Origin of the sequence: Rhizobium sp. SG570 (assembly GCF_012275345.1) — a bacterium.
GTDB lineage: Bacteria > Pseudomonadota > Alphaproteobacteria > Rhizobiales > Rhizobiaceae > Rhizobium > Rhizobium lusitanum.
On sequence record NZ_JAAZQI010000006.1, the window covers coordinates 224,491 to 249,161 of the forward strand.

Consider the following 24,671-nt stretch of genomic DNA (forward strand, 5'->3'; position numbering starts at 1 on the left):
CGCCCCCTTACATGCGTGTCCGTCGCCCAGATGGCGGAATTGGTAGACGCGCCAGCTTCAGGTGCTGGTACCCGAAAGGGTGTGGAGGTTCGAGTCCTCTTCTGGGCACCATTCCATTTGATCACTGCCAAGATCAAACACTTAATCCTGCACAATAATTTGCATATTTGCTGCTCTGTAACAGAGGGTAGCAACATTGCGTCTGGGCCTGCTCACGCGTCACCCACGCGCCCTCGTCCCCCACTTTGCGCAACCCTCCATCCCGCTACAGAACTACCTCTCGGTCCCCCATCTGGTTAACCTCCCGCAAGGGAGGGACAGACCAATAAGGGGAACAATAAAATGGACCATATCTGCAATCTCCTCTGGCTTGCTTTCAGCGTCGCTCTTCTCTTTGCCGCGCTGAACAGGAGGCTGGTCGGGGATTATCTGACCATGTGGTATCTGCTTGTCATCACGGCCATCGCCGTATTGGCCTGGGTTGGGGTATTCCCGACTGACGTCACCGCGGCGCGGGCCGGGTAACCTGGCGAAATGAAGCAATTTTGGCTTTGCCGGCCGTCATTTGTCACCTCATTCCAGGCATGAAAAAGCCGCCGAAAGTTTCTTTCGGCAGCTTCGAACACGGTGAGACATTGAATAAGAACGCCTCACCCCCAAGTGGTCTGCGCTAGAGCTTCGGGCTGAGCGGGACGATGGCGGCAAAGCGCAGCCAGTCCTTTTGCGCCTTCGGCGTCCATGCGGCCTCGGCAACGGCCGGCAGGCGTGGGAAGACCAGACGATTGAAGTAATCACGCGAGATGAAATTCTCCTGCCAGATGCAGGCCTGCACACCCTTCATGAGGTGCTTCAGTTCATCCGGGAAATCACCCTCCGCCTCGTAGGCATAGGTATGGGCCGGCGGCACCGTGCCGGCCCAGCTGGCACCGGGCTCCTGCCAGGCGTCGGCCTGCACCATGTCGAGATAATAGGCCTGGCCCGGGGTCATGACGACCTCATAGCCTTCGCGCGCAAGCTCGATGCCGACCTCGGGCTTTTCCCAGGCCATCAGCAGCGTGCCTTCGGCACCGACACCGCCACCATGGGCGACTTCGTTCCAGCCGGCAAGCTTGCGGCCGCGCTCGGTCAGCATGGCCTTGATGCGCTTCAGGAAATAGGATTGCAGCGCAAAGGTGCCCGATATGCCTTCCTTCTCCATCAGCTTGCGCGCCAGGGGCGAAGCGAGCCAGGAACCGTTGGCGACCTCGTCGCCGCCAATATGGATATATTCGGAAGGGAAGAGCTCGACCATTTCGTCGAAGACCTTGCCGAGGAATTCGTAGGTCGGCTCGATGGCGGGGTTCAATGCGTTGTTCGGAAAGCCCTGGACGGAATGATAGCTGTCCGGCGCTTCCTGCCCGTCCGTCAGGTCAGGCAGGGCAACAAGGGTGGCGGTGCTATGGCCGGGAATATCGACCTCGGGCACGACCTCGATGCCGAGCGCCAGGGCATGGGCGACGATCTCGCGCACATCATCCTGCGAATAGAAACCGCCGACGGGCTCGGCGGCGTTTCCGAGCTGCGGCAGCAACGGCTCATCCGGTCCGCGCAGCACGCCGGTCGATGTCAGCTGCGGATAGGCCCGGATCTCCAGCCGCCAGGCCTCGTCGTCCGTCAGGTGCCAGTGGAAGATATTGAGCTTCAGCCAGGCGAGAATGTCGAGCAGGCGCAGGACATCCGCCTTGGGGGTAAACTGCCTGGATACGTCGAGATGGCAGCCGCGCCAGCCGTAACGCGGTTGGTCGGCGATCTCGCCCGAAATCGGGAAGCGGAACTTGCCGGGTTCGCGTCGCGCGCCGTCCAGAAGCTGCGCCAGCGTCGTCAGGCCGTAGAGGCGGCCGGCATCGGCCGAATAGGCGAGCACGACCTCATCGCCGGAGAAGGTAAGCTCATAGGCTTCGCGCGCGAGCACCGGCCGATCGACGAAGCGCAGCACCCTGCCCTGCGGCGCGGCGATGAGGCTGAAGGGAATGTGATTGGCGGGAAACAGCCGGCGGAACAGCGCCTGCGCCATGGCGAGCGCCTTCACGCTTGCAGCATCCGTGCCCTTTGCGGGATAGAGCGCAACCGGGAAGTCTTTGCCCGGCTCGACATCGATCGTCGCCGGCCATGGTTGGATGGCGAAGGGAAGCTCCAGCCTGCCCTCCGGCAACAGCACCGGCGGCGGCTCGCTGACGCGGCCTTCGAGCAGGAGGTCCGACGTGAAGACGGTGACATGGCTGCCATCCGCCAGCGTCAAATAGGCTGATTTGGCGCCGTCGGTGCAATGCCGCGCGACCCGGTGAAGGGCGGAGACACTGAACGTCCAGCTCTCTCCGGGACCTACGGAGAAGCCTGCCGGTGGGGCGAACTCATGGAAATTGGCGTTGCGGCGGACGAAGATGGCATTGTCGCAGGCCTCTGGATCAACGACGCGCGTCAGTGTCGTATAGGCAAGGCGGAAATTCGCGAGCGGCGCATCCGAGAAATTGAAAAGCGTCAGGGTCAGTCGACCATGCTTTCCTCCCTCGGGAGACCAGGTGTTTTCGAGATGAAAGGAAGCCGGCTGCATCTTTGTTCCCTCTTTGGCGACGCGCGTTCAGAGCATGATGCCGAAAAGTGTAAGCGGTTTTCGGACGACATCATGCTCTACCTCTTTGATTCTAGGGCGGATTCAGATTGTAGGTCGAACAGACCTAAAATCATCCGACTCTAGTAGTGATCGGATTGTGAGAATGTGTGGGCGAGCTCGGCCTGCCCCGCAGTCAACCCGCAATCGACCGGCAGGCAAACGCCGGTAATGGCGGCGGCGAGCGGGCTTGCCAGGAAGGAAACCGCATTGGCGACATCGACCGGGTCGACGACGCGCTGCAGCGCATACCAGCGCTTTGCTTCCTCGAAGACATTCGGATTTGCGGCGGCGCGCTTTTCCCATGCCTGCGTGCGCACCGTGCCGGGTGCCACCGCGTTGGCACGGATGCCGAACTTGCCGTATTCGACAGCGACCAGCCGGGTGAAATGCAGGAGCCCCGCCTTGGCGGCGCTATAGGCCGGGTGGCCGAAGACCGCCAGGCCGTTGACGGAGGCGATGTTGACCAACGACCCTTTCGAGGCCTTCAACATGTCCTCGACGGCGCGGAAGCAGAGAAACGCCGCTTCCAGATTGAGGGCATTGTCGGCGCGCCAGATCTCGGGCGTCGTATCGTGCAGACTGACGGCGCGGGCAGCCCCGGCATTATTGACCAGCGTCCTCAGCGTGCCGAGCCGAGCCGTAGCCTTCGCCATCTCGGCGGTATCGGCTTCGCTTGTTATATCCGCCTTGAACGCAACGAAGCGCTCTGCGGTGCCCAACGCCTCCGCCGCCTTTTGCGCGGCAGCCTCGTCGATATCGACGAGCAGGATGACCTCGTGGTCATCCGCCAGGCGCTTGGCGATGGCGCGGCCGATATCGCCCGCGGCCCCGGTGACGATGGCTACCGATCTGCTCATGTCTCTGTTCCCTTGATGAAATCCTAGTCCCCGAGAAGCTGGCGATCATCGCCGTCGCGATGGGTGACGAGCTGCTGTTTGATACGGCGCAATGTCACCGTGGCCTGCGGCTGGATGCGGTATGCGACGAGGCTGGCGAGAATGTCGAGAACGGCCACATATGCGATGCGCGTCGATGTCGGTCGATAGATATTCTCGCCTTCCGGCAAATCGACCGGCACCGTGATGTCGGCGACGTGCGCCACCGGGCTTCCGCTCTGCGTCAGCGCAATGGTCGGCACCTTGGCCTCGCGCGCCAGCGTGAAGGCGCGCACGAGCTCGGCGTTGCGGCCGGAAAAAGACGAACCGATCAGCACATCCGTCGGCTTGGCGGCCGCAGCCATCATCAGCTGCATGCTGTGGTCGGAGCTTGCGGTGATGCGCAGGCCGAGCCGGAACAGACGGTTCTGCATCTCGCTGGCGATCATCGAGGAATTGCCGCCGGAGCCGAAGGCGTAGATCATCTCGGCGCCGGCGAGCCGATTGGCCGCCTGTTCGATGGCCGCGACATCGAGCCCGCGGTGCAGCAGGAAGAGCGCATTCTGCGCCTTGGTGATGATGTCCTGGGCGACATCGGCCGGGGCGATGCTCTTCGGCTCTGGCTTGAGATAGCGCATGCCGACATAGGCCGTGCGCGCAAGCTGCACCTTGAAATCGGAGAAGCTTTCGCAGCCGAGACGGCGGCAGAAGCGGGTGACGGTCGGCGGCGAGACATCCGCCTTGCCGGCCAGCTCGATGATGGAAGCGTTAACAGCGAATTCGAAGTCACCGAGGACGATATCGGCGATCCGGATTTCCGATTGTGAAAGCCGCCCCCTCTCGTCCTGCATGGTCGTGAAGATATCCATCAGCTCCCCCTTTGCGTTGCTGCGCTTAAGAACGTCCGATACTTAATGAGCGACGCAATCCATCTCAATCCGGTTATCCATCATCGGGCCAAAACATGGCGCAAGAGCGGTTGCGGCTCGCCGCCTGCTCTTCTCTGGCCGGAACCATAACGCTCGATGGACATCATGCGATTCCTGCAAATTATTTTCTTGATACGTTGACAAGTGACCATAGAAAGCAGAATTTGACCAGTGAAAATCGTGGATTATGAAAAGAATTTAAATGACGGCCGATACAATGCGTGATCCCTTCAAGAATCCCTTCCCTGCCAGCGATACCATAAGGCATGCGATCTGGGAGATGCTCGTGCCGCGTGACATCGACGCTTTCCTTGCCGCCGACTGGTCGTCGGTAGCAGGCGATTTCGTCGAGGAGGGCTTCATCGGCATCGACGGACGGCGCGAAATCAACCCCGACAAGTGGCGCCTCGCCTTTCCGACACTGTCAGCCTATCGCGAGGAATGGCTGCGCCAGGCGCGCGACTTCGCCGGCCAATCCTTTGCCGAGGATCCGCGTACCGCCATTTTCACGACGACGACGCTCGAAGACATCGAGATCGAAGGCGACACGGCGCTGGTGCGCAAGAAATTCGACGGCAGCCTGAAGAAGTCGGATGGCGGCATCGACGTGCTGAAATGGCAGACACTTTACTATTGCCGACTGCATGAGGGGCGCTGGAAGATCTCCGGCTTTACCGGTTACCTGCCGAACCCCATGGAATAAAGGCGACCGTATTGCGCATTTTCACTGCGGCATTCGCGACCGAGACGAATACCTTCTCCCCGATCTGTATCGACCGGCGCGCCTTCGAGGCTTCCCTCTATGCGCCGCCGGGCATGCATCCGGAAACGCCGACACTCTGTTCCGCACCGATCACTGTGGGACGGCGCGTTGCCGCCCAAAAGGGTTGGGACCTGATCGAGGGCACCGCGGCATGGGCCGATCCTGCCGGCCTGGTGAACCGCCGGACCTATGAGGACTTACGGGACGAGATCCTCGATCAGCTTCGTGCGGCCATGCCGGTCGATGCCGTGGTGCTTGGCCTGCACGGCGCCATGGTTGCGGACGGCTATGAGGATACCGAGGGTGACTTGCTGTCCCGGGTCCGCGAGATCGTCGGGCCGGACATTCTTGTCTGCGCCGAACTCGACCCGCACAGCCATCTGACCGAGAAGCGCGTCGCGGCTGCGGATTTCTTCGTCTACTTCAAGGAATTCCCGCACACCGATTTCGTCGATCGCGCCGAGGACCTCTGGCGCATTGCCGTCGATACGCTGGAAGGCCGCGTAGAGCCTGCCATGTCCGTGTTCGATTGCCGCATGATCGATGTCTTTCCGACATCGCGAGAGCCGATGCGCTCCTTCGTCGACAAGATCATGGCGATGGAAAAGAGCGATGCGGATATCCTGTCCATATCGGTCATTCATGGTTTCATGGCCGGCGACGTGCCTGAGATGGGCACGAAGCTGCTTGTCGTGACCAATAGCAAGCCGGATAAGGGCTCCGCGATTGCGCGTGCGCTCGGGCTGGAGCTGTTCTCCAAGCGCGGCACGTTCATCATGCCGCAGATCGACGAGAAGCAGGCGGTGAGCCAGGCCATGGCGGCGACATCAGGACCTGTCGTCATTGCCGACCTCTGGGACAATCCCGGCGGCGGTACGGCTGGTGATGCGACCGTCATTCTTCAGGAGCTGCTCGACCGCGGCGCCACCGACACGGCGATCGGCACGATCTGGGATCCGATGGCGGTGCAGATCTGCATGGCAGCGGGCGAAGGCGCGGAAATCCCGCTGCGGTTCGGCGCAAAATCGGCGCCTGGCACGGGCAATCCCATCGACGGCCTGGTCAAGATCATCAGCCTCGTCGCCAGTGCCGAGATGCGCTTCGGCGAAAGCTTCGCCCCCTTTGGCGACGCCGCGCATATCCAGCTCGACGGCATCGACATCATCCTCAATTCGACGCGCGCGCAGAGTTTCGATCCGAGCCTCTTCTCCGTGATGGGCATCGACCCCACGCTCAAGAAGATCCTGGTCATCAAATCAACCAATCATTTCTACGCGTCCTTCTCCAGGATCGCCTCGGAGATCCTTTACTGCTCCGCCGGAACGCCCTATCCGAACAATCCGGCCCGCACGCCCTATCGCCGCGCGCGGAAAGATATCTGGCCGATGGTGGCCGATCCTCATGTGGAAAAACGGAAAGAAGCCTGAGATGGCACATGATATTGCGCTCGAAATCAGCCCCAAGCCCGGCGACCGAATCGACGGAATTTCGACGCCGCGTCCGATCATCGACGAAGAGCGGCTGGCGGCGAATATAGCCCGCGTCCAGTCCTACATGGATGCGCACGGCTTGAACTTCCGGCCGCATATCAAGACGCACAAGATTCCCGCGCTGGCGCGCGCCCAGGTGGCCGCCGGCGCCAAGGGTATCAATTGCCAGAAGATCACCGAGGCGGAAGCCTTCGCCGATGCAGGTTTCGAGGATATCCTGATCACCTTCAATATTCTCGGCCCCGAAAAGCTCGTTCGCCTCTCGGCCTTGAACGATCGCATTTCCGGCTTGAAGGTCGTGGCCGACAACACCGTCACCGTCGACGGGCTCTCCGCCTGGTTCGCCGAACGCAGACCGCTGACCGTGCTGGTGGAATGCGATACGGGCGGCGCGCGCTGCGGCGTGCAATCGCCAGCCGAAGCTGCTGCGCTCGGCAAGCATATCGCCGGCAAAGAGCGCCTCGTCTTCGGCGGCTTGATGAGCTATCCGAAGCCGAACAATGCTGCCGGAACACAGGCGTTCCTCGCCGAAGCCGTCGCGTTGCTGAAGGGCGAGAACATCGAATGCCCGATCGTCAGCAACGGCGGCACGCCAAGCCTGTTCGAAGCGCATCTCGTGACGGCGGCCACCGAGCATCGCGCCGGAACCTATATCTACAATGACAGATCGATGGTGCGGGCAGGCCATTGCCGCGAGGAGGACTGCGCAATGCATATCCTCGCCACCGTCGTCTCGCGGCCGACGGAAGACCGCGCCGTTATCGATGCCGGCTCGAAGGCTCTTACCTCCGATCTCCTCGGCTTTGCGGATTACGGCCAAGTGGTCGGCTACCCGGAAGCCGTGATCAAGGGCCTTTCGGAAGAACATGGCGTCATCGATCTATCCAATTGCACCGGTCCGCGCCCGCAGATCGGCGACAAGATCCGCATCATCCCCAACCATACCTGCGTCGTGTCCAACCTGTTCGATCAGATGGTGTTTCACCGCGACGGTATCGTCACGCGCGTCGAGGATGTCGCTGCGCGCGGCCTGGTCTGGTAACGGCTTCAGCAGCAACCCGCCTTCATGCCTCGCGATCTACACACCTCACCAGGAGAACTGATCCTTTCCCGTCCGGCGACGGCAAAGTTAATCGCTCGACTGCTATTTTGTCACAGCGCTGGCCCGCTCCCCTCATTTTGAGGTACGCAGCCCACAGGGCGGAGCCTCGAAGGACAAGGCGGCCCGAGATGGCAACCGCTTCCCTTAGGAAGCCGCAGAATTCAGCAAATCCATGTCGATATCGGTCAGTTCCACCCTGCGCTCGAAGGCCATGCCGCTTTCATCGAACAGATGGCAATCGGCGATACGGATGCCGGTCTTGAGCGGTGCCTCCAGGCGGATGGCGACGCTGCCCGGCAGCGTGGCGCAAAAATTCTCGTCGACACCCTCGGCGGCGGCGTAGGCAACGGTCTGCGCACCCAGATGTTCGACGACGGTCGGCACGATGGTCAATGTCAGCTCGCCGCCACCGAGCTGGACATGCTCCGGCCGTATGCCGAGCGTCAGCGCCTTGCCGACCGCGCCCTGGCGCGGCGTCACCGGCAACAGCGCCTTCTGGCCCTTATAGTCTATTTCCACGCCGGCCTCGCTGACATCAGTGCAGGTCACGGGCAGGAAGTTCATCTTGGGATTGCCGATGAACCGGGCGACGAATGTATTCGCAGGCTTGTGATAAAGCTCCAGCGGCTCGCCGACCTGCGATATCTCGCCGGCATTGAGGACGACGATCCGGTCGGCCATGGTCATGGCTTCGACCTGGTCGTGGGTGACGTAGATCATCGTCGCCTGCAGCTGGTGATGCAGCTTCGCCAGCTCGATGCGCATGTCGGCGCGCAGAGCGGCGTCGAGGTTCGACAGGGGTTCGTCGAAAAGGAAGATCTTCGGCTCGCGGACGATCGCGCGGCCGATGGCGACGCGCTGGCGCTGGCCACCGGACAAATTGCCCGGCTTCTGCTGCAGGCGCTGCTCCAGATGCAAAATGCGGGCGGCATGCGCGACCTTGGCCTTGAGCTTGTCCTCCGGCATCTTCTCCACCCGCAAGGGGAAGGCGATGTTCTCGAACACCGACATATGCGGATAGAGAGCATAGGACTGGAACACCATGGCAATGCCGCGCTTGACGGGCGGCAGATCGTTGACGCGAGCGCCGTCGATCAGGATGTCGCCACTGGTCACCTCGTCGAGGCCGGCGATCATCCGCAGCAGGGTCGACTTGCCGCAACCGGACGGCCCGACGAAGACGATGAATTCACCGTCCGTGACGTCGAGCTCGACGCCTTTGATGACCTCGAAATGACCATAGAATTTCTTGACCTGATTAAGGTGCAGCTTTCCCAAACTCTGTCTCCGCGCGGCGCCGCCATTGTGCGTGCAGGGCTCGAAAGGCCGCGCGCGATGCGCGCGGCCCGGCGATTTGCGATCTTATTTGTACTGCTCGAGATTGGCAGCTGCCTTCTTCAGGGCATCCGCCGGCTCGGCCTTGCCTGTTACGACCGACTGGACCATCTCGATCATCACATTCTGGAAGCCCTTATAGTCCTTGAACAGCGGCTCGGGACCACCATAGCTGATGCCGTCGATGAACGGCTTCCAGAAGGGATCCTTCTTCTCGAACTCATCGACCATCGGAGACGGACGCAAAGGCGTGAGACCGGCGCCGCCCTGCAGCTCGTATTCGCCCTGCGGACCGGGCGATGTGATGAACTTCGCAAATTCGATCGCCTTGTCCTCGACGCCGCTGCCCTTGAAGACGGCAAGGCTGTCGGTGATGAGCAACGTGCCCTGGCCCTTGGCCGCCGGGCCGAGCGGCAACGGTGCGACGCCCCAGTTGATCTTCGTTTCCTTCAGGCGATAGGCAGCCCCCGAGCCCGCCTGGAGCATGCCGACTTTGCCGTCCAGGAAGATGGCGCGCATTTCGTTCTGCTCGTAAGCAGTCGGTCCTTCGACGGAGTAAGGCGTGATGTCCTTGTAGGCCTGAAGGGCGGCCAGCACTTCAGGGCTATCGAGCACGATCTTGTCGCCGTCGATCACCTTGCCGTTGTTGGTGTAAACCCAATGGAGGAACTGGTGCATGGTGTTGTCGAAGGTCTTGGCCGACAGGCCGTAGCCGGGGATACCGGTTTTTTCCTTGATCGTCTTGGCGTCGGCGATTTCTTCAGCCCAGGTGGTCGGCGGCTTCTCCGGATCGAGACCGGCCTGCTTGAAAAGGTCCTTGTTCCAGTAGAGCGCCTTGGTCGAGAAGGCGATCGGCACGCCCCACTGCTGGCCACCGGAGGTAACGGTACCGACGATACCCGGATAATATGTCTTCTTCTCATCGTCCGTCATCGGAATAGGAACGATGAGGTCGTTCTCCGCGAACTCCTTGAGCGTGCGCGAGCCGACATAGGCCATGGCGACCGGCGTGCCGGCTGCGGCAAGCGTCGTCGCCTTGTCCTGGCACTGTTCCCAGCCGACGACTTCGGGCTTGACCGCCCAACCCGGATTCTTGTCTTCCCATGCCTTGATATATTTCTCATGGATCGGGTCGATCTTGTCGCCGCAATAGATCCAGCTGATTTCCTTGTCGGCAGCATGGGCAGTCACAGCGCCAAGCGCGGTGGAGCCAAGCAAAGCAAGGGCAACCAGCCCCGTTTTGAAATGGAATGTCACGTTTAAGCTCCCGTTTCTCTGGTGTTTGATTGGTTTTATTGCTTCACCGCGCCGGCGGTCAGACCGCTGACGAGATACCGTTGCAGGAAGAAGATCACGACCAGCGCCGGCGCGATGCCGACGAAGCTTGCAGCCATGAGTTCGTTCCAGACGACCTCCTGCCGGCCGAAATAGGCAAACAGCCCAACCGGCAACGGCATGTATTCCGTTTTCGAATTGAAGGTGAGCGCATAGATGAACTGCTGCGCATAGGCCTCGATGAAGGAAGAAATCGCAACCACAGTGATACCAGGCATGGCGATCGGCAGAATGACGCGGCGCAGCGTGTAGAGCTGGCTCGCGCCATCGACATAGGCGGCCTCGTCGAGTTCGCGGGGAATGCGCCTGATATAGGTGTGCAGCAGCCAGATGCCCGTGGGTATGATGAAGGCCACGCCGGGTATGATCATGGCGAAATAGGTATTGAGCACGCCGAAGGAGCGCATGAGCCGGAACAGCGGGATCAGAAGAACGGCGCCGGAGAACATCTTGACGGCCAGAAAGGCGCCGAGCAACAGGCCGGCGCCCCTGAACTCGAACCGGGCGAAGGCATAGGCGGCCGGCACCACGAGGATCAGCACGATGATGGTGATCGAACCGGAGATCAGGAACGAGTTGAAGATATACCAGCCGAAGCCCGGCACGCTGGTCCACATCGTGCGATAGGCATCGAAGGACCCGTGCTCGGGGATGAAGCGGTAAGGCGATGAAAAAAGCTGGCTGAGCGGCTTGAGCGAGACCAGGAACCCTTCGATGAAGGGCGCCAGGACGAAGGTGAGGAACAGCAGGATTCCGGCATAGATGCCGATGAGCTCATACCATTTGTAACGATTGATCATCGCGGGCTGGCTCATCGCTTGGCTCCTGTGGAAAAGCGGCTGGTGAGGCGGAAATAGGCAAGGCAGAAAAGCGACAGGAAGATGCAGATCAGCACCGCGCGCGCAGCACCTTCCCCGTATTTGTAAGATCCGATCGCCGTGCGATAGGTGTCGATGATCATCGTCGTCGTCTCGCCGTTCGGGCCGCCGCGGGTCAAGATCCAAATGATGTCGAAGGAGTTGAACGTCGAAATCAGCGACAGCATCGACATGGTGACCAGAGAGGGCACCAGGAGCGGCAGCGTGATGCGGCGGAAGCGATAGAACCGGCCGGCACCGTCGGTCCAGGCGGCTTCATAGAGATCCTGCGGGATCGCCTGCATGGCCGCCAGCATATAAAGCGTCACCATCGGTACGCCGATCCAGACGTCGGTGACGATCGTCGCCCAGAAGGCCGTGCTGCCATAGGCAAGAAACGCAACCGGACTGTCGACGATGCCGAAGCGCTGCAGTAGGCCGGAAATCATGCCGAACTGGCCGTTATACATCCAGCCCCACATGAAGATGCCGATCGCCATGGGCACGATCCAGGGCGGCATGGTCAGCACCCGGAAGAGCGCACGCCCAGGAACCGCCGCATTCAACATGCTCGCGCCCAGGGTGCCGATGATCATCTTGATCGACACGGAAAAGAACGTCCAGATGAACGTGCGGACGATCACCGATGCGAATGTATCGTTGAAGATCTTGCCGTAGTTCTCGAAGCCGACCCAGTTCGTCACCCGCTTCAACGAGGCGTCGGTGAAGGACAGGATTATGGTGTCGACCAATGGATAGGCGACGATGATGGTGACGTAAAGGAGAGCCGGAAAAAGCAGGACCCAGGCGAAGATGATTGTGCTGCGTTGAACACCCATCTTGCGCCCCTCCCTAGGCTGCTCGTGAATAGAGCGCTTCGTCGAACTCGTCCCATATCGGTCGGAGATCCACGACGGTTCGCTTCATGCGTGCCTCATCCATCGAAAGTGCCAGGATGCCTGCCTCCAGCGCATTCAAGGTCGAGACCGGCAGGTGCTGCCCCGATTTGACATGCGAGATGATATCGGCCGCCATCTGCTCGTCGGCACCGTAGTGCTGCGAAAGCGCTGTGCGCGTCGCATAGGTCTTTTCGACCACCTTGTTGCCGGTCAGCATCTCATGGACGTTGAAATAGCCGCGAATGAAGTCGCCTTCCGCCATGCCCCGCGAACCCATGATGGCGAAGCGACGGAACTGGTCCGGTACGTTGAGATTGGTGTGAAAGTTCATGCCGACGCCGTTGGCGTATTCGACGATCGCCACCTGGTAATCGATTATGTCGCCATCGCTGTCGAAGACCTTGTCCGATCCCATCCAGCCGCTCGGCTTGCGATGGAAAAGCTCTAGGTCGTTGATGCCTTCCCTGGCCGGATCGTTTTCCGGAATGAAGCTCTTGCGCCCGCCGAAGCTTGCAACCCTCTCCGGACGCGCGCCGACCACGCCATTATAGAGATCGAGGTCGTGGCAGCATTTCTCCAGCATGAAGCTGCCGGAATAATGCTCGTAGCGGCGCCAGTCGCGCATGAAGAACGCGCCGTGATAGGGCTCGATATGTTCGGACGCCTCGATGGAAACGACGTGGCCAAGCTTTCCCTCGGCCTGCGCGACCAGCAGATCGCGATACATGGGCGAATAGCGCAGGACGAGACCGACCATCAGCCTCTCATGGCCATATTTCGCCATCAGCCGGGCAAGCTCGATGCTGTCCTTGATGGTGGTGACGATCGGCTTTTCGCAGAAGATCTTGAGGCCGGCCTCAAGCCCGATGCGAATATGGTCGAGGTGCATATGGTTCGGCGAGCCGATCATCAACAGATCGAACTTTTCGTTGGCGATCAGCTCCTGGGGAGTGGCATAGGCCTTTCCGGCGGAAATGCCCTTTTCGATCAAGCCCGGCAGACCCGCCGGCTCCGGATCGACATATCCGGCGATCTCGAAGCTTTCATCAATCGCCTTGAAGACATAGCCCAGATATCCCAGGCGGAATCCCAGCCCAATGATTCCAACTCGCATGCTTTTTCAGTTCCCACTACGTAATTTATTTTCGTAAGATTGGGACAAATTTTCGCATTCGTCAACGACGTTCGCGCATTTACTCGAAAACATGAAATTTATTTTCAGATGACCGCCTAAAAATGCGCAGCCCTATCGGAAGATGCTGCGCCTCATTTCATCGCATTGCTGCTTATTTCGGCATGGCAATGGCGTTATCTGTCAGGTCCGTTATATTGCCAATACTGGTAGTTCGGCTTTCTGGTGCTGCTGGAAGTAACGCCGTCCTGCTCGCAAACATAACCCAGGCGCGGGAGGCCTCGGTAGAAATAGCCCCTAATGAAGTCATCCGGATATAAGGTGGTCGTGCGGCATTGAAATTTCTCGTCGGCCGCCATTTTGGGCTCAGTTACACCAGGCAGGTTCTTGTAAGGATAGACGGGGCGGACATATGGCTTAGGGAGAAGCGGGTTGTCGGCAAAGCCGGTCGCGGGCATGAGGCCTGCGAGGAACAGAGCAACAATGACGATTTTCGATCTGGTCCACATGAATTGCTATCGTCCTTCACCGATGCGGACGTCACGACCGTGCGCCGCGTCAATCAGATATAGTGAAGCGGATGCCGGGCGCCAACGGGCAGGTCCGCAAAATCGCGTCCGGCGGGCAATATCCATCCCGGCAGGGAACCGTTCACGAGACGTTACACCAAACAAAATGCTTTTATCTCAAAATGCAACATCCACGTGCATCAGGCATTTGCGACAAGTGATAAGCATGTTATATAGTATAGATCTTGCATTCTTCATTTCCCGCCAACGCGATTTCTGTTTGTAGGAGTAACAGTCATTCTCGAACGGATTAGTCGTATTCCTCCGACCGGCGATCCTTTCATTGTTGCCGAGAGCGCGCAGCAAGTTCGCATCTATGTCATCAATCTCGATCGCTCGCGTGAGCGCTGGGAGAGATTGTGCGGCCAGGCCATGGACTACGACCTGAATATCACGCGAATTCCGGCTATCGACGGTCGTACGGTCGCGGAGAGGGATCGCGCCGATTTTCACCAGAAATCGTTCATCTACCATAACGGCCGCAAGCTGCTGCCCGGCGAATATGGCTGTTATCGCAGCCACCTGCTTGCCCTCCAGCAATTCGTCGCCAGCGGCGACAAGATGGCCATCATCATGGAGGATGACGTCGAGCTGAACGAAAGGCTGATCCCGCGTGCGATTGCCGCCATGGAGTGTGTCAACGGCGCACGCCTCGTCAAGCTGGTCAATCATCGCCTGGTCGGCTTCAAACCGATCTCGGAGACCGCTGAAAACGATATTGTCGGACGCTGCATGCACGGCCCACAAGGATCCGCCGCCTGCTACATCGTCAATCGAAAGGCCGCCAAGAAGCTGCTCATTACGCTGAAGCCCATGCTCCTTCCGTATGACGTCGCTCTTGAGCGCGGCTGGTCCACCGGCGTCGAGACATTTGCAACGCTCGAAAATATTGCGGACTTCAGCCCGTACCGCTCCGATACGACGATCGGCAAGCGCGTGCACTATCGCGCCGTGAAGCGACATTTCCTGCTACGGGCAACCGCACACTGGTTCCGCACATGCGATCAGCTGCATCGCTGGCGCTATGCCATCAAGGTCAAGCGGGAGACGGGCGTCAGCATCAGCGAACGCTGACGCCGGAGCGGTTGCGCAATTCCGGACGGAAAACCACCGCGCACTTTTCCTGGAACTGCCCTACAGCGGCGCGACGTTGTCGAGATTCGGCTGAACGACGGCGAGGTCCGTTTCACGTTCGCGGTAAACCAGATCGACAACTTCACTGCTCGGCGCATAACCGGACACCAGTTTTTGCAGCATTGTCCGTGCCAGGGGTATGTCGTTCTCGTCCAGTGCCGCCTCCAGCGCCGTAAGTCGCTTCGACAGTTCCGGCCAGGCCAAAAAATCCTCCTTGGCCTGCATGATGCGCGGATGGCTCGTCGGCTGCGGGTTGTCGCCGATCAGCAATTCTTCGAAAAGCTTTTCGCCGGGCCTCAAGCCGGTAATCTCCAGCTCGATATCGCCATCGGGCTCATCCTCGTCCCTAACCGTCAGACCGGACAATTCCACCATGCGGCGCGCTAGATCGGCGATGCGTACCGGCTCGCCCATATCAAGCAGAAAGACATCGCCGCCACCCGACATCGCACCGGCCTGGATCACCAGCTGCGAGGCCTCGGGAATGGTCATGAAATAACGGGTGATGTCGGGATGCGTCAGCGTGATCGGGCCGCCGTCGCGGATCTGCTGGCGAAACAGCGGCACGACCGAGCCGGATGAGCCAAGCACGTTGCCGAAGCGGACCATGGAGAAATTGGTGCTGGCGACACCGGGTTTGCGACCGGCGTCCATCGCCTGCAGCACCATCTCCGCCAGCCGCTTGCTCGCGCCCATGATGTTGGTGGGACGGACGGCCTTGTCCGTGCTGATGAGGACGAAATCGTCGACGCCATAGTCACGCGCCGCCTGGGCCGTGATCAACGTGCCCAGCACGTTGTTGCGGATGCCTTCGGCGGGATTGTACTCGACAAGCGGCACGTGCTTATAGGCGGCGGCGTGATAGACGGTTTTCGGCCGCCATGCCTCCATGATCTGCCTGATGCGCTGGCCGTCCCGGACGGATGCGAGGAAGGGGATGATGCGGACATCGGCGGGTTCTGCGGATGCAGCCGATTTTTCAAGCTCGCCGTGAATGGCGTAGAGCCCGAATTCATTCTGCTCAACCAGCAGCAGGGAGGATGGGCCGTTCTTCAGGATCTGGCGGCAAAGTTCGCTGCCGATCGAGCCGCCGGCGCCGGTCACCATAACGACCTTGCCTCGGATGTTCTTCTCGATCAGCGCGCGGTCGGGGACAATCACGTTGCGGCCGAGCAGATCCTCGATATCGAGTTCGCGCAGGTCGGAGACCGCGACACGGCCCTGCGCGAGCGCCGTCAAATCCGGCATGGTGCGCACGGTGACGCGAGCCTTGCGCATATCCTCGAGAATTTCGTTGCGGCGTTGCCGCGTCGCGTTCGGCAAGGCCAGCAGCACGCCCTTGATCTCGCTGGTAACCGCAAGCGCCGGCAGGTCGGTCGGATCATAGATCGGCAGGCCGCCCATGATGCTGCCCTGCAGATTGCGATCGTCATCGAGATAGCCGACAACATTCAGCTCGGCGCTGTTGGCAAGAGCGCCCGCGAGCTGGCGACCCGAAGCGCCGGCACCGTAGATCAGGACCTTTGCGAGCTGATTGCGGTTCAAGAGCCGCTGATAGGCATTGCCGAGCCAATAGCGCGTCCACATGCGCGACAGGCCGATAGCAATCAGCAGCAGCAGCGGCTGCAATATGCCGACCGTGCGCGGCACACCCGGCACGCTGATCGCGGTAAAAATCGTCATGAAGGCCAGCGCGTAGATGGCCACCGCCTTGAGAACCGTCACGAAAGCCGAAAGGCCCGCATATCGGAAAATGGCGCGATAGAGACCAAGGACGATGAAGATGGGGATGGCAACAAGGAGGGAGACGATGGCCGGCAGCCATTCGACGCCTTGCAGAATGACCCAATCGTCAAGGCGCAGACAATAGGCAAACCAAACCGTCAGCACGCAAAGGCTGGCGTCGACCAGCAACGCGAGCGCACGTTTGGTGGAGCGCGGCAGTGCCAGGAACGGCAGAACGAGCTTATCCGCGGGCACCATTGGTCAGTTTCCCCTGGCGCCGGTCATCGGAACAGCGCACCGCTTCTCTCGCATAGATCGTCTCACAATGTAGCCACGTGACGCATGATGATTGCATCATGCCTTCATTAGTAAAATTCAATCATTCCCAGCGCCGATTTACATCTAGAACAGCCGGCGCACAATTGCATCCCCGATATTGAAGAGGCGGAAGGCGGAAAAAGATCAATAAGGTTCACTTGGCCAGATAGCTGCGGATCGCGGGATGCCGGAACAGGCCGAGGAGAATGGCGAAGGTCATGCCAAGACCTGCGCCGAACATTGCGCCGGCGATCGATCCGGCTATCATCATCACTTTCCGAGCCGGACCATCCGCAGTCAGTGGCGGTTCAGCCTCGGAAATCACGCGAATATTGCTCTGCGACAGGTCCTGCGCATCGCTGCTCTGGCCGGATCGCTTGAGAAGCGACTCGTAGAGATCGCGGGTAGCGGCGGCCTTGCGCTGCAATTCGTTCAGGCCGACGAGCTTGCCCGACGTATTGACCTGCGATGCTTTCTGCACCGCCAGCTCCTTGGCAATATCCTGCTCGGTCCCCTGCGCCTGCTCATAGTCGGCGCGCGCCGATGTCATCTGTCGCTGCAATTCGCTCCGTATTTCCGCGGCGAGGCTTTCCAGCGCGGATTTCGCCGCGAGCAGGCGGGGATGGCGGGCACCCAGCTGGCTCTGCAGGCTGCCGACATTGGCGGCAAGCGTCGCATATTGTTGGCGCAGGCTGCTCAGCGCCGTCGATGCCGTGCCGCCGGCAGGGTTGTTGGGGTTGTTGGCGACGACATCCTCGAAGCTCAGCTTGCCGGCCGCATCCGCCCGCGCCTTGGCCTCGATCGTCCTCTGCTGGGCGGTCACCAGCATGTCGTTCAGCGCCGTCAGGCGCTTGTCGGAGATCAGATTGCCCTCGACAGCAACCATGTCATTGTCGGCGCGATAAGCCTCTACCGCTTTTTCAGCTGAAAGCACCTGCTGGCGCAGATCGTCAAGCCTGCTGTCCAGCGCGCTGTTGCTTGTCTTGAAGCTCTTCGCAGCAGCTCCGCTCTCTTCCTCGATGAAGGAGGAAACGAGCTGGTTGGCGATCTTTGCCGATTTCTGCGGATCGCGCGTCGTCACCTTCGCTGTTACGACATAGGTGCTCGATTCGCGAGCGATCTGCACTGCCTTCGACAGGGTTGCCGTCGCTATGTATTTCGCTGCCTCGCCGGTGGCGCCGCCATCGAACTGCGGATCCTGATCGAGCTTCAAGGCGTCTACGACGCGGCCCAACACCCTACCCGAAGACAGGATCTGCGTCTGGCTGTCGATCATCGTCGTGATCAGTTCGGGAGCCGTCGGCGCCTGCTGCGAGGAATCGGCGCCTCCGGTGGGCCGAGGATCGAAATAAAGACTGGTCTCGGCTGAGAATTTCTGCGGGATGAGCGGAATAACGGCAGCGCCCAGCACGGCGCAGACCACCGCCAAGGCGAGAACCAGAAACTTCTTTGCCCAGATCGAGCGAATGGCGGAGCGCAGATCGATCAATGGCGTATCTGCCGCAGGTATCGGCCCCGGTTGCGGAGCGACCGGCGGTACGGCAACGGTTGCCGGTTCCGTGAGCTGCGCGGCGGCGACAGCCAACGGCTCGACAGTTAGCGGCGGCGTCGCTTCCTTTTGAAGCTCGTGCCGGTCCGGCATCTGCCTGGGCGCGGAGTTGTTGCTGCTGGCCTGATCGACTAGTTCCGATGATGTGTCGGCCTCTGCTTCGGCGACGAAGTCGCGCGGACGCAATACCGGACTGCGCAGACGCAGACCGTCGCGCTGCGCGTCAGACGGCTGCGTACCGCGCCAACCCGCAAGTCGGTTCGCTCTCCTGCTTTGTTCCATTGAGCTCATGTCAGACTTTCAATGCTCCGCAGGCCGATTCCACGCAGCAGATGCCGAGAGTTTAGAAATGTTTGGCTAACGGAACATTAAGGACACTCCCAGGAAGTCGCCATGCAGGCGCCGGTTCGGTCCGCCCCTTCATCATTATTCAATACCGTAGCCCTTATGAGAGCGACGTATTCTCGTGGACAACAGGAACGTGCAATGACGGGATCGATGACGGAATTTCTGCGCCGCCTGCTGGCCGGGACGGTCATGCTGGCCGCAGCGGTGCAGGCAGACAGCGGTTTCGCCGCGACGCAGCTCTGCTATCGGGGTGTCAATCTTTCCGGCGCGGAGTACGGCGAGCGCGGCGGCGTGGCCAATGTCAACTACACCTACCCATCCGAGGAGACGGTCGGTTATTTCGCGAGCAAGGGCATGAACGTCGTGCGCCTGCCTTTCCGCTGGGAGCGGCTGCAGCCTGTACTCGGCCAGCCTTTCGACAGAGCGGAAATGCAGCGCTTGAAGGAGGCCGTCGACCTCATCCAGAAGCACGACATGGCCGTGGTTCTCGACCCACACAATTTCGGCTACTACGACAAGACCCAGGTAACGCAAGCACCGGCAACGGATCTTGCCTTCGGCGATTTCTGGGCACGACTCGCCATCGAATTCGCCAATCGCAAGGGCGTCATCTTCGGACTGATGAACGAGCCGCACGACATCAGGGCGCCCGACTGGCTGGAGGCGGCCAATACGGCCATTCGCAGCATCCGCACGGTTGGGGCACGCAACCTGATTCTCGTACCCGGCACGAACTGGACGGGGGCGCATAGCTGGTCTACCGACGTGCTGGGCGGCGGCGCCAACGGCACCGTCATGCTTGGGGTCAAAGATCCGCTCGATTTCTACGCCTTCGAATTCCATCAGTATCTCGATGTAGACAGTTCCGGGACGCATCCGGCATGCGATGGCAGCGACAGCGCGCGACAGGGATTGCTCGATGTCACGGACTGGCTACGCAACAACGGCAAGCGCGGCTTTCTTGGCGAATTCGGCGTGCCCGGCACACAGCCTTGCCTCGACGGGTTGAAGGCCGTTTTCGGCATCATGGCCGGCAATAGCGATGTTTGGCTCGGCTGGAGCTATTGGGCAGCGGGCGAATGGTGGCCGCCAGAGGAGCCGATGAACGTGCAGCCACGCAACGGCAAGGACCGGCCGCAAATGAAGACGATCACGGCGGCAGTCGGCAAGAAAATACCCTTGGCGCCTGGCTGCACAGCCGTCAAGCCGGCCGGCTGATCGGCTGAACTTCCGCGACCGGAGCAAGGTGGTTCGGCTTTTCACTGAAAGTCTGAGCCGCTCCAGTTCCTTATTTTCCAGCACATCCGGACGGAAAACCGCTACGCGCTTTTCCCGGAATTGCTCCAGCGGTTAGCGCTTTGTCACGAATCACGGGACTGCTATCGTTGTGACGGCCAAAGCATGCGGCAGTCGTGGACGACAGATGAGAAGCCTCACAGACAAACAGCGTATCGATTATCCGATCCTGGCGATCACGCTGTTTTCGGTGCTCTACAACTGCATCCTCGCCTATATCAACCACAACATCATGCCGCTCTCGATCTCGCACGTCGTGCTGTGCGAGGGTCTGATGATGATCTCCAGCGTGGCTTTCATCCTGAAGAAGGGGATTTACGAGGAAGACCTGCCGATCGTCCTGTTTCTCGGCTTCGCGCTGGTCATCACGATCTACATCATCGTCTTCAACCGCCTGACCTTCATCGACCAGTTCCGCAACATTCTGATCATCTTCGCCTTTGCCGGCATCGGCAGCTGGGCGAGCGAGAGAACGGTGAAGCTCGCTTTCCGGATCGCCTGCATAGCAGTGCTGTTGTTTCTCGTCTGCGAAATCGTCAGCACGCCCTTTTATGTCAGCCTGTTCCATCCCGGCGAATATTTCGAGAATACGCGCGGCATCAAGCAGGTGAGCTTCAACTCGACCGGCCTTTTCGCCAATGCCCTCGGCTTCCAGGGGCGCTTCTCCTTCGGCCTCATCGATCACCGCTCGTCATCGATCTTCCTGGAACAGGTGTCGCTCGCCAATTTCTGCGGCGTCATCGTCATCTACCTGCTCTCCTTCTGGCCGAAGCTCGCCCTCCTTGAAAAGGCGCTGTGCATCTCGACTGTGCTTTTGATCCTGCTCACCAATGACACCCGCACGATGCTGATTTTTTCCTGCGTCAGCATCGGAGGCTATTTTCTGTTTCCGAAAATCCCGAAGGCATTCAATCTGACGCTGATGCCGGTCATTATCCTCATCGGCTTCTTCGTGCATTTCATGAAGCCGGACGAGGTTGGCGACAATTTCACCGGGCGCATCGGGGTCACGATCAAGAAGATGCTGGACCTCGACATCCAGGCAATACTCGGCCTGTCGATCTCGCGTATCGGCGAATTTGCCGACAGCGGCTATGTCTATCTCATCTACGGATCGACGATTTTCGGCCTCATCGTCTTCTGGCTCTTCGTCTGCCTCTATCCGGCCGGAAGGACGGCGGCGCAAAGACGCTGTGCGCATTCACTCTCTCTTTTCATTTTTCTGAATATGATGATCGGCGGTACGGCGATCTTTTCCATCAAGATCGCCGGGCTGCTCTGGCTGCTCGTCGGTTACATGCGTGTTTCCGACAACCCGCGCGCCGTTCGGGTGCAGTCGGAAAACCTAAATGAAAGTAGAGTGCCGGGCTGACGACCATTCACGTCGGCAACGGCCGCGTGAGGATCGAGATGCTTGTTCAGTTGCAGTATCTGCGTGCCATCGCCGCGCTGATGGTCGTCTATTTTCATTCGATACTACAGGTGTCGAAGGTCCAGCCCGACTTCCAGACGGATTTCTACCTTTCCGGCGAAACCGGCGTCGACATTTTCTTCGTGCTCAGCGGCTTCGTCATGTGGCTCACCACTGCCGGGCGTGAAATACGTCCGCTGGATTTCTACCGACGCCGCATCCAGCGCATCGTGCCGCTCTACTGGCTGGCGACCTTGTTCGCAGCGAGCGTGGCACTTCTCGCTCCGACATTATTGAAGTCGACGGTCTTCGATCTTCCGCATCTGATTGCCTCGCTCTTTTTCCTTCCCTGGAAAAATCCCGCCGATCCGACGATGGCGGTCCCGGTGGTCGTTCCGGGCTGGACGCTCAATTACGAAATGTTCTTCTATTTCGTGTTCGGCTTGCTGCTGCTCGTGCGCGAAAAATATCGCATTGCGGCACTCTTTGCGACGATGACGACGATCATTCTCGTCTGCCGCTTCATGCCGGGCGGCATGACGGCGGCCAAATTCTACAGCGACCCGATCATCTACGAATTCCTGGCAGGCGTGGTTCTCGCCAAGCTCTATCTCGACAAGATCCTGCTGCCGCAGGCGGTTGCCTGGCCGGCGCTGGTGGTGGGATTCTCCTTTCTGCTGATCAACGAGGCACTTTGCGACGCCAGCACCCGCGCCTACACGTGGGGCGTCCCGGCGATCGTCATCCTGTATTCGGCCGTGTCGATCGACTTTTCGAAGCTTCCGGTCATCGCGACGCTGAACTATCTCGGCGATGCCTCCTATAGCATCTATCTCACCCACGCCTTCACGCTCGCATTTCTACGTATCATTTGCGTCCATCTGAACATCCAGATTCTGACAAGTCCTCCGGTCTTCATCGTCAGCTGCATCATCTGCTCGGCAATTGGCGGCGCCATCATTCATGAGCTGACGACACCCAGCCGCTGGCGGAAATGGAAGAGGAAGCGCGCGGTCGCCGCTTGACCGCCTCCTATCAGATTTTTTGGCGTCTGCTCTCAAGACGACGGGGATACGCGGCTTAAAGGCGCAATGGGAACGGAGTTTTCCGCCGCCTGTCATAAGCTTTGTCCCACGTTCGGATCGGGGAGCTTTTCCCTGAGTGCTGATTGCGATAAGCGAGCGGCGACGATGAGCCGTTCTACGAGGGAAGAGACATGAAGAACTATGTACTGACTGTATCGTGCCAGTCGACGCGCGGGATCGTTGCGGCGATAGCCAATTATCTGGCCGACCAGGGCTGCAACATCGTCGATTCCAGCCAGTTCGACGATCTCGACACCGGCAAGTTCTTCATGCGCGTCTCCTTCATCTCCGAGCAAGGGGTCGGCCTGGAGGCGCTGGTCGAAGGCTTCAAGCCGGTCGCCGCCAAGTTCGAGATGGAGGCCGAGATCCACGATGGCAAGAAGCGCATGAAGGTGCTCTTGATGGTCTCGCGCTTCGGCCATTGTCTCAACGACCTGCTCTACCGCTGGAAGATCGGCGCGCTGCCGATCGACATCGTCGGCGTCGTCTCCAACCATTTCGATTACCAGAAAGTCGTGGTCAACCACGACATCCCCTTCCACCATATTCCGGTGACGAAGGCCAACAAGCCGCAGGCGGAAGCACGGATCATGGAGGTGGTCGAGCAGACCGGCACCGAACTGATCGTGCTGGCCCGCTACATGCAGATCCTGTCGGATTCGATGTGCCAGAAGATGTCTGGCCGCATCATCAACATCCATCATTCCTTCCTGCCGTCCTTCAAGGGAGCGAACCCCTACAAGCAGGCCTATGAGCGCGGCGTGAAGCTGATCGGGGCGACGGCGCATTACGTGACGGCTGATCTCGACGAAGGTCCGATCATCGAGCAGGACACGGCCCGCATCACGCATGCGCAGTCGGCCGATGATTACGTCTCGATCGGCCGCGACGTCGAGAGCCAGGTGCTGGCCCGCGCCATCCATGCGCATATCCACTACCGCACCTTCCTCAACGGCAACCGCACCATCGTCTTCCCGGCAAGCCCGGGAAGCTATGCATCCGAGCGGATGGGGTGAGCCCCGATCGTTCGATCCACGGCCTTTCCCGATTACAGCATCCGCCGCAGCACCTCATCCTTTCGGAAGAGGTGGTGCCAGAGGGCTGCCACGACATGCAGGCTGACGATCGCATATAGGCAATAGGCGCCGTATTCATGGATTTCGGCGGCCATTCTCTCCAGCGGCTTGTCGAGCGGCAGGAGATTAGGCCACTGGAAAAGCCCGAACCACGGCAGGTCGTAACCGCCGGCCGCGGAGGTCGTGTAGCCTGCGAGCGGCATGAGGATCATCAGCGCATAAAGCAGGATATGCACGCCCCGCGCCGCATAGTGGTTGAGGGCGTCGAGCGGCTGCCGATATGCGGGCTCGCCGAAAGAAAACCTGAGCGGCAGGCGGATTGCAATCAACGCCAGCGCCGTCATGCCGAGCGATTTATGCACATCGAGAAGGCCGCGGCGAAGCGCCGAGCCCGGCACGAGATACGAGCAATAAAGACCAAGGCCGAGAGCTGAGATGATCACAATGGCCATAGTCCAGTGCAGGATTCGCTGCGACGGTCGGTATCGGAGTGTTGGCGTATCGGACGAGGCCTCGGTAGTGTTCGGCATATGCTGGTTCTCCGGTGGTCATGGGATTTCGGCGCAAATGGGTTGATCGTCCGGAACCTGGCTGATTTGAAGGCTTGTCAATTCACCTTCTCGCGAGCTGTGACGCCCGCAATCCGAAGTGCGATTGATGTCGTGCCAAAGGCGAAAACCCTTAGCGAGGCGATGGAAATCGTCCGGCGAGACGCGGGCCGGTTGCAGCTATTCGACTGAGGTCGACATCTGGGCGGAAGCCGCGCGAAGCCTATCTTCCGACTTATGTTCGA

General features: G+C 59.9%; 21 protein-coding genes and 1 tRNA gene. 10 read left to right on the top strand and 12 right to left on the bottom strand.

Annotated elements, in window-relative coordinates; all coding sequences use genetic code 11:
- Nucleotides 1-24: 24 nt before the first annotated feature.
- Nucleotides 25-111, top strand: a tRNA-Leu gene (locus FHT28_RS14895).
- A gap of 231 nt (nucleotides 112-342) precedes the next feature.
- Nucleotides 343-525: a hypothetical protein gene (locus FHT28_RS14900; protein WP_037197161.1), complete on the top strand. Its 183-nt coding sequence runs from the start codon at nucleotides 343-345 to the stop codon at nucleotides 523-525.
- Between the two features lie 145 nt (nucleotides 526-670).
- On the opposite strand, the gene FHT28_RS14905 is transcribed toward FHT28_RS14900, so the two are convergent.
- From FHT28_RS14905 to FHT28_RS14915, 3 genes are all read right to left on the bottom strand, one after another.
- Nucleotides 671-2,590, bottom strand: coding sequence for a family 20 glycosylhydrolase (locus FHT28_RS14905; RefSeq protein ID WP_168596611.1), 1,920 nt, complete (start codon nucleotides 2,588-2,590; stop codon nucleotides 671-673).
- 140 nt (nucleotides 2,591-2,730) lie between these two features.
- Nucleotides 2,731-3,507, bottom strand: coding sequence for an SDR family oxidoreductase (locus FHT28_RS14910; RefSeq protein WP_168596612.1), 777 nt, complete (start codon nucleotides 3,505-3,507; stop codon nucleotides 2,731-2,733).
- A gap of 23 nt (nucleotides 3,508-3,530) precedes the next feature.
- On the bottom strand, nucleotides 3,531-4,394 hold the full coding sequence (locus tag FHT28_RS14915) for a MurR/RpiR family transcriptional regulator (RefSeq protein WP_037197158.1): 864 nt from the start codon (nucleotides 4,392-4,394) through the stop codon (nucleotides 3,531-3,533).
- 277 nt (nucleotides 4,395-4,671) lie between these two features.
- On the opposite strand from FHT28_RS14915, the gene FHT28_RS14920 reads away from it, so the two are divergent.
- The 3 genes from FHT28_RS14920 to FHT28_RS14930 are packed head-to-tail and all read left to right on the top strand — an operon-like array spanning nucleotide 4,672 to nucleotide 7,749.
- Nucleotides 4,672-5,157: a hypothetical protein gene (locus FHT28_RS14920; RefSeq protein ID WP_092576009.1), complete on the top strand. Its 486-nt coding sequence runs from the start codon at nucleotides 4,672-4,674 to the stop codon at nucleotides 5,155-5,157.
- Between the two features lie 11 nt (nucleotides 5,158-5,168).
- Complete coding sequence (locus tag FHT28_RS14925; protein WP_092575917.1) at nucleotides 5,169-6,644, top strand: M81 family metallopeptidase; 1,476 nt, start codon at nucleotides 5,169-5,171, stop codon at nucleotides 6,642-6,644.
- Between the two features lies 1 nt (nucleotide 6,645).
- Entirely contained in the window at nucleotides 6,646-7,749 is a 1,104-nt protein-coding gene (locus FHT28_RS14930) for a D-TA family PLP-dependent enzyme (RefSeq protein WP_168596613.1), read from the top strand.
- Nucleotides 7,750-7,953: 204 nt separating this feature from the next.
- Here FHT28_RS14930 and ugpC read toward each other — a convergent pair whose 3' ends face one another.
- The 6 genes from ugpC to FHT28_RS14960 all read right to left on the bottom strand — a co-directional run bounded on the left by ugpC (nucleotide 7,954) and on the right by FHT28_RS14960 (nucleotide 13,876).
- Nucleotides 7,954-9,087, bottom strand: coding sequence for a sn-glycerol-3-phosphate ABC transporter ATP-binding protein UgpC (ugpC, locus tag FHT28_RS14935; RefSeq protein WP_037197154.1), 1,134 nt, complete (start codon nucleotides 9,085-9,087; stop codon nucleotides 7,954-7,956).
- 84 nt (nucleotides 9,088-9,171) lie between these two features.
- Nucleotides 9,172-10,401 carry an ABC transporter substrate-binding protein gene (locus FHT28_RS14940; protein WP_037197153.1) on the bottom strand — a complete coding sequence of 410 codons (1,230 nt, stop codon included), beginning with the start codon at nucleotides 10,399-10,401 and terminating at the stop codon, nucleotides 9,172-9,174.
- 35 nt (nucleotides 10,402-10,436) lie between these two features.
- Nucleotides 10,437-11,294 (bottom strand): carbohydrate ABC transporter permease, encoded by an 858-nt coding sequence (locus tag FHT28_RS14945; protein ID WP_034514198.1) that lies wholly within the window; start codon nucleotides 11,292-11,294, stop codon nucleotides 10,437-10,439.
- Nucleotides 11,291-12,175 (bottom strand): sugar ABC transporter permease, encoded by an 885-nt coding sequence (locus tag FHT28_RS14950; RefSeq protein ID WP_037197151.1) that lies wholly within the window; start codon nucleotides 12,173-12,175, stop codon nucleotides 11,291-11,293. Before FHT28_RS14950 ends, FHT28_RS14945 begins: the two co-directional genes overlap by 4 nt.
- A gap of 13 nt (nucleotides 12,176-12,188) precedes the next feature.
- The gene (locus FHT28_RS14955; RefSeq protein WP_037197150.1) at nucleotides 12,189-13,349 is read right to left on the bottom strand and encodes a Gfo/Idh/MocA family oxidoreductase; all 1,161 of its coding nucleotides are present in this window, start codon (nucleotides 13,347-13,349) and stop codon (nucleotides 12,189-12,191) included.
- A 194-nt stretch (nucleotides 13,350-13,543) separates the two neighbouring features.
- On the bottom strand, nucleotides 13,544-13,876 hold the full coding sequence (locus tag FHT28_RS14960; protein WP_168596614.1) for a hypothetical protein: 333 nt from the start codon (nucleotides 13,874-13,876) through the stop codon (nucleotides 13,544-13,546).
- 381 nt (nucleotides 13,877-14,257) lie between these two features.
- Here FHT28_RS14960 and FHT28_RS14965 point away from each other — a divergent pair, with 381 nt between their 5' ends.
- Complete coding sequence (locus tag FHT28_RS14965; protein WP_245297586.1) at nucleotides 14,258-15,010, top strand: glycosyltransferase family 25 protein; 753 nt, start codon at nucleotides 14,258-14,260, stop codon at nucleotides 15,008-15,010.
- 60 nt (nucleotides 15,011-15,070) lie between these two features.
- Here FHT28_RS14965 and FHT28_RS14970 read toward each other — a convergent pair whose 3' ends face one another.
- Nucleotides 15,071-17,053, bottom strand: coding sequence for a nucleoside-diphosphate sugar epimerase/dehydratase (locus tag FHT28_RS14970; RefSeq protein WP_037197147.1), 1,983 nt, complete (start codon nucleotides 17,051-17,053; stop codon nucleotides 15,071-15,073).
- Between the two features lie 214 nt (nucleotides 17,054-17,267).
- Nucleotides 17,268-18,953 carry a GumC family protein gene (locus FHT28_RS14975; protein ID WP_168596615.1) on the bottom strand — a complete coding sequence of 562 codons (1,686 nt, stop codon included), beginning with the start codon at nucleotides 18,951-18,953 and terminating at the stop codon, nucleotides 17,268-17,270.
- Between the two features lie 195 nt (nucleotides 18,954-19,148).
- Between FHT28_RS14975 and FHT28_RS14980 the strand changes: the two genes are divergently transcribed.
- From FHT28_RS14980 to purU, 4 genes are all read left to right on the top strand, one after another.
- Entirely contained in the window at nucleotides 19,149-20,228 is a 1,080-nt protein-coding gene (locus FHT28_RS14980; protein WP_168596616.1) for a glycoside hydrolase family 5 protein, read from the top strand.
- 205 nt (nucleotides 20,229-20,433) lie between these two features.
- Complete coding sequence (locus FHT28_RS14985) at nucleotides 20,434-21,678, top strand: hypothetical protein (RefSeq protein ID WP_168596617.1); 1,245 nt, start codon at nucleotides 20,434-20,436, stop codon at nucleotides 21,676-21,678.
- A 38-nt stretch (nucleotides 21,679-21,716) separates the two neighbouring features.
- Nucleotides 21,717-22,742, top strand: a complete 1,026-nt coding sequence (locus tag FHT28_RS14990) for an acyltransferase (protein WP_037197143.1) — start codon at nucleotides 21,717-21,719, stop codon at nucleotides 22,740-22,742.
- Nucleotides 22,743-22,933: 191 nt separating this feature from the next.
- On the top strand, nucleotides 22,934-23,818 hold the full coding sequence (gene purU, locus FHT28_RS14995; protein WP_092575736.1) for a formyltetrahydrofolate deformylase: 885 nt from the start codon (nucleotides 22,934-22,936) through the stop codon (nucleotides 23,816-23,818).
- Nucleotides 23,819-23,850: 32 nt separating this feature from the next.
- Here the strand turns inward: purU and FHT28_RS15000 are convergent, their stop codons facing one another.
- Nucleotides 23,851-24,408: a cytochrome b gene (locus FHT28_RS15000; protein WP_037200963.1), complete on the bottom strand. Its 558-nt coding sequence runs from the start codon at nucleotides 24,406-24,408 to the stop codon at nucleotides 23,851-23,853.
- Nucleotides 24,409-24,671: the final 263 nt, after the last annotated feature.

Bases quoted from the DNA above. Each gene is read 5' to 3' on its own strand.
- FHT28_RS14900 (WP_037197161.1), top strand. From the start codon at position 343: ATGGACCATATCTGCAATCTCCTCTGGCTTGCTTTCAGCGTCGCTCTT.
- FHT28_RS14905 (WP_168596611.1), bottom strand. From the start codon at position 2,590: ATGCAGCCGGCTTCCTTTCATCTCGAAAACACCTGGTCTCCCGAGGGA.
- FHT28_RS14910 (WP_168596612.1), bottom strand. From the start codon at position 3,507: ATGAGCAGATCGGTAGCCATCGTCACCGGGGCCGCGGGCGATATCGGC.
- FHT28_RS14915 (WP_037197158.1), bottom strand. From the start codon at position 4,394: ATGGATATCTTCACGACCATGCAGGACGAGAGGGGGCGGCTTTCACAA.
- FHT28_RS14920 (WP_092576009.1), top strand. From the start codon at position 4,672: ATGCGTGATCCCTTCAAGAATCCCTTCCCTGCCAGCGATACCATAAGG.
- FHT28_RS14930 (WP_168596613.1), top strand. From the start codon at position 6,646: ATGGCACATGATATTGCGCTCGAAATCAGCCCCAAGCCCGGCGACCGA.
- FHT28_RS14945 (WP_034514198.1), bottom strand. From the start codon at position 11,294: ATGAGCCAGCCCGCGATGATCAATCGTTACAAATGGTATGAGCTCATC.
- FHT28_RS14950 (WP_037197151.1), bottom strand. From the start codon at position 12,175: ATGGGTGTTCAACGCAGCACAATCATCTTCGCCTGGGTCCTGCTTTTT.
- FHT28_RS14955 (WP_037197150.1), bottom strand. From the start codon at position 13,349: ATGCGAGTTGGAATCATTGGGCTGGGATTCCGCCTGGGATATCTGGGC.
- FHT28_RS14960 (WP_168596614.1), bottom strand. From the start codon at position 13,876: ATGTGGACCAGATCGAAAATCGTCATTGTTGCTCTGTTCCTCGCAGGC.
- FHT28_RS14970 (WP_037197147.1), bottom strand. From the start codon at position 17,053: ATGGTGCCCGCGGATAAGCTCGTTCTGCCGTTCCTGGCACTGCCGCGC.
- FHT28_RS14975 (WP_168596615.1), bottom strand. From the start codon at position 18,953: ATGAGCTCAATGGAACAAAGCAGGAGAGCGAACCGACTTGCGGGTTGG.
- FHT28_RS14980 (WP_168596616.1), top strand. From the start codon at position 19,149: ATGACGGGATCGATGACGGAATTTCTGCGCCGCCTGCTGGCCGGGACG.
- FHT28_RS14985 (WP_168596617.1), top strand. From the start codon at position 20,434: ATGAGAAGCCTCACAGACAAACAGCGTATCGATTATCCGATCCTGGCG.
- FHT28_RS14990 (WP_037197143.1), top strand. From the start codon at position 21,717: ATGCTTGTTCAGTTGCAGTATCTGCGTGCCATCGCCGCGCTGATGGTC.
- purU (WP_092575736.1), top strand. From the start codon at position 22,934: ATGAAGAACTATGTACTGACTGTATCGTGCCAGTCGACGCGCGGGATC.
- FHT28_RS15000 (WP_037200963.1), bottom strand. From the start codon at position 24,408: ATGCCGAACACTACCGAGGCCTCGTCCGATACGCCAACACTCCGATAC.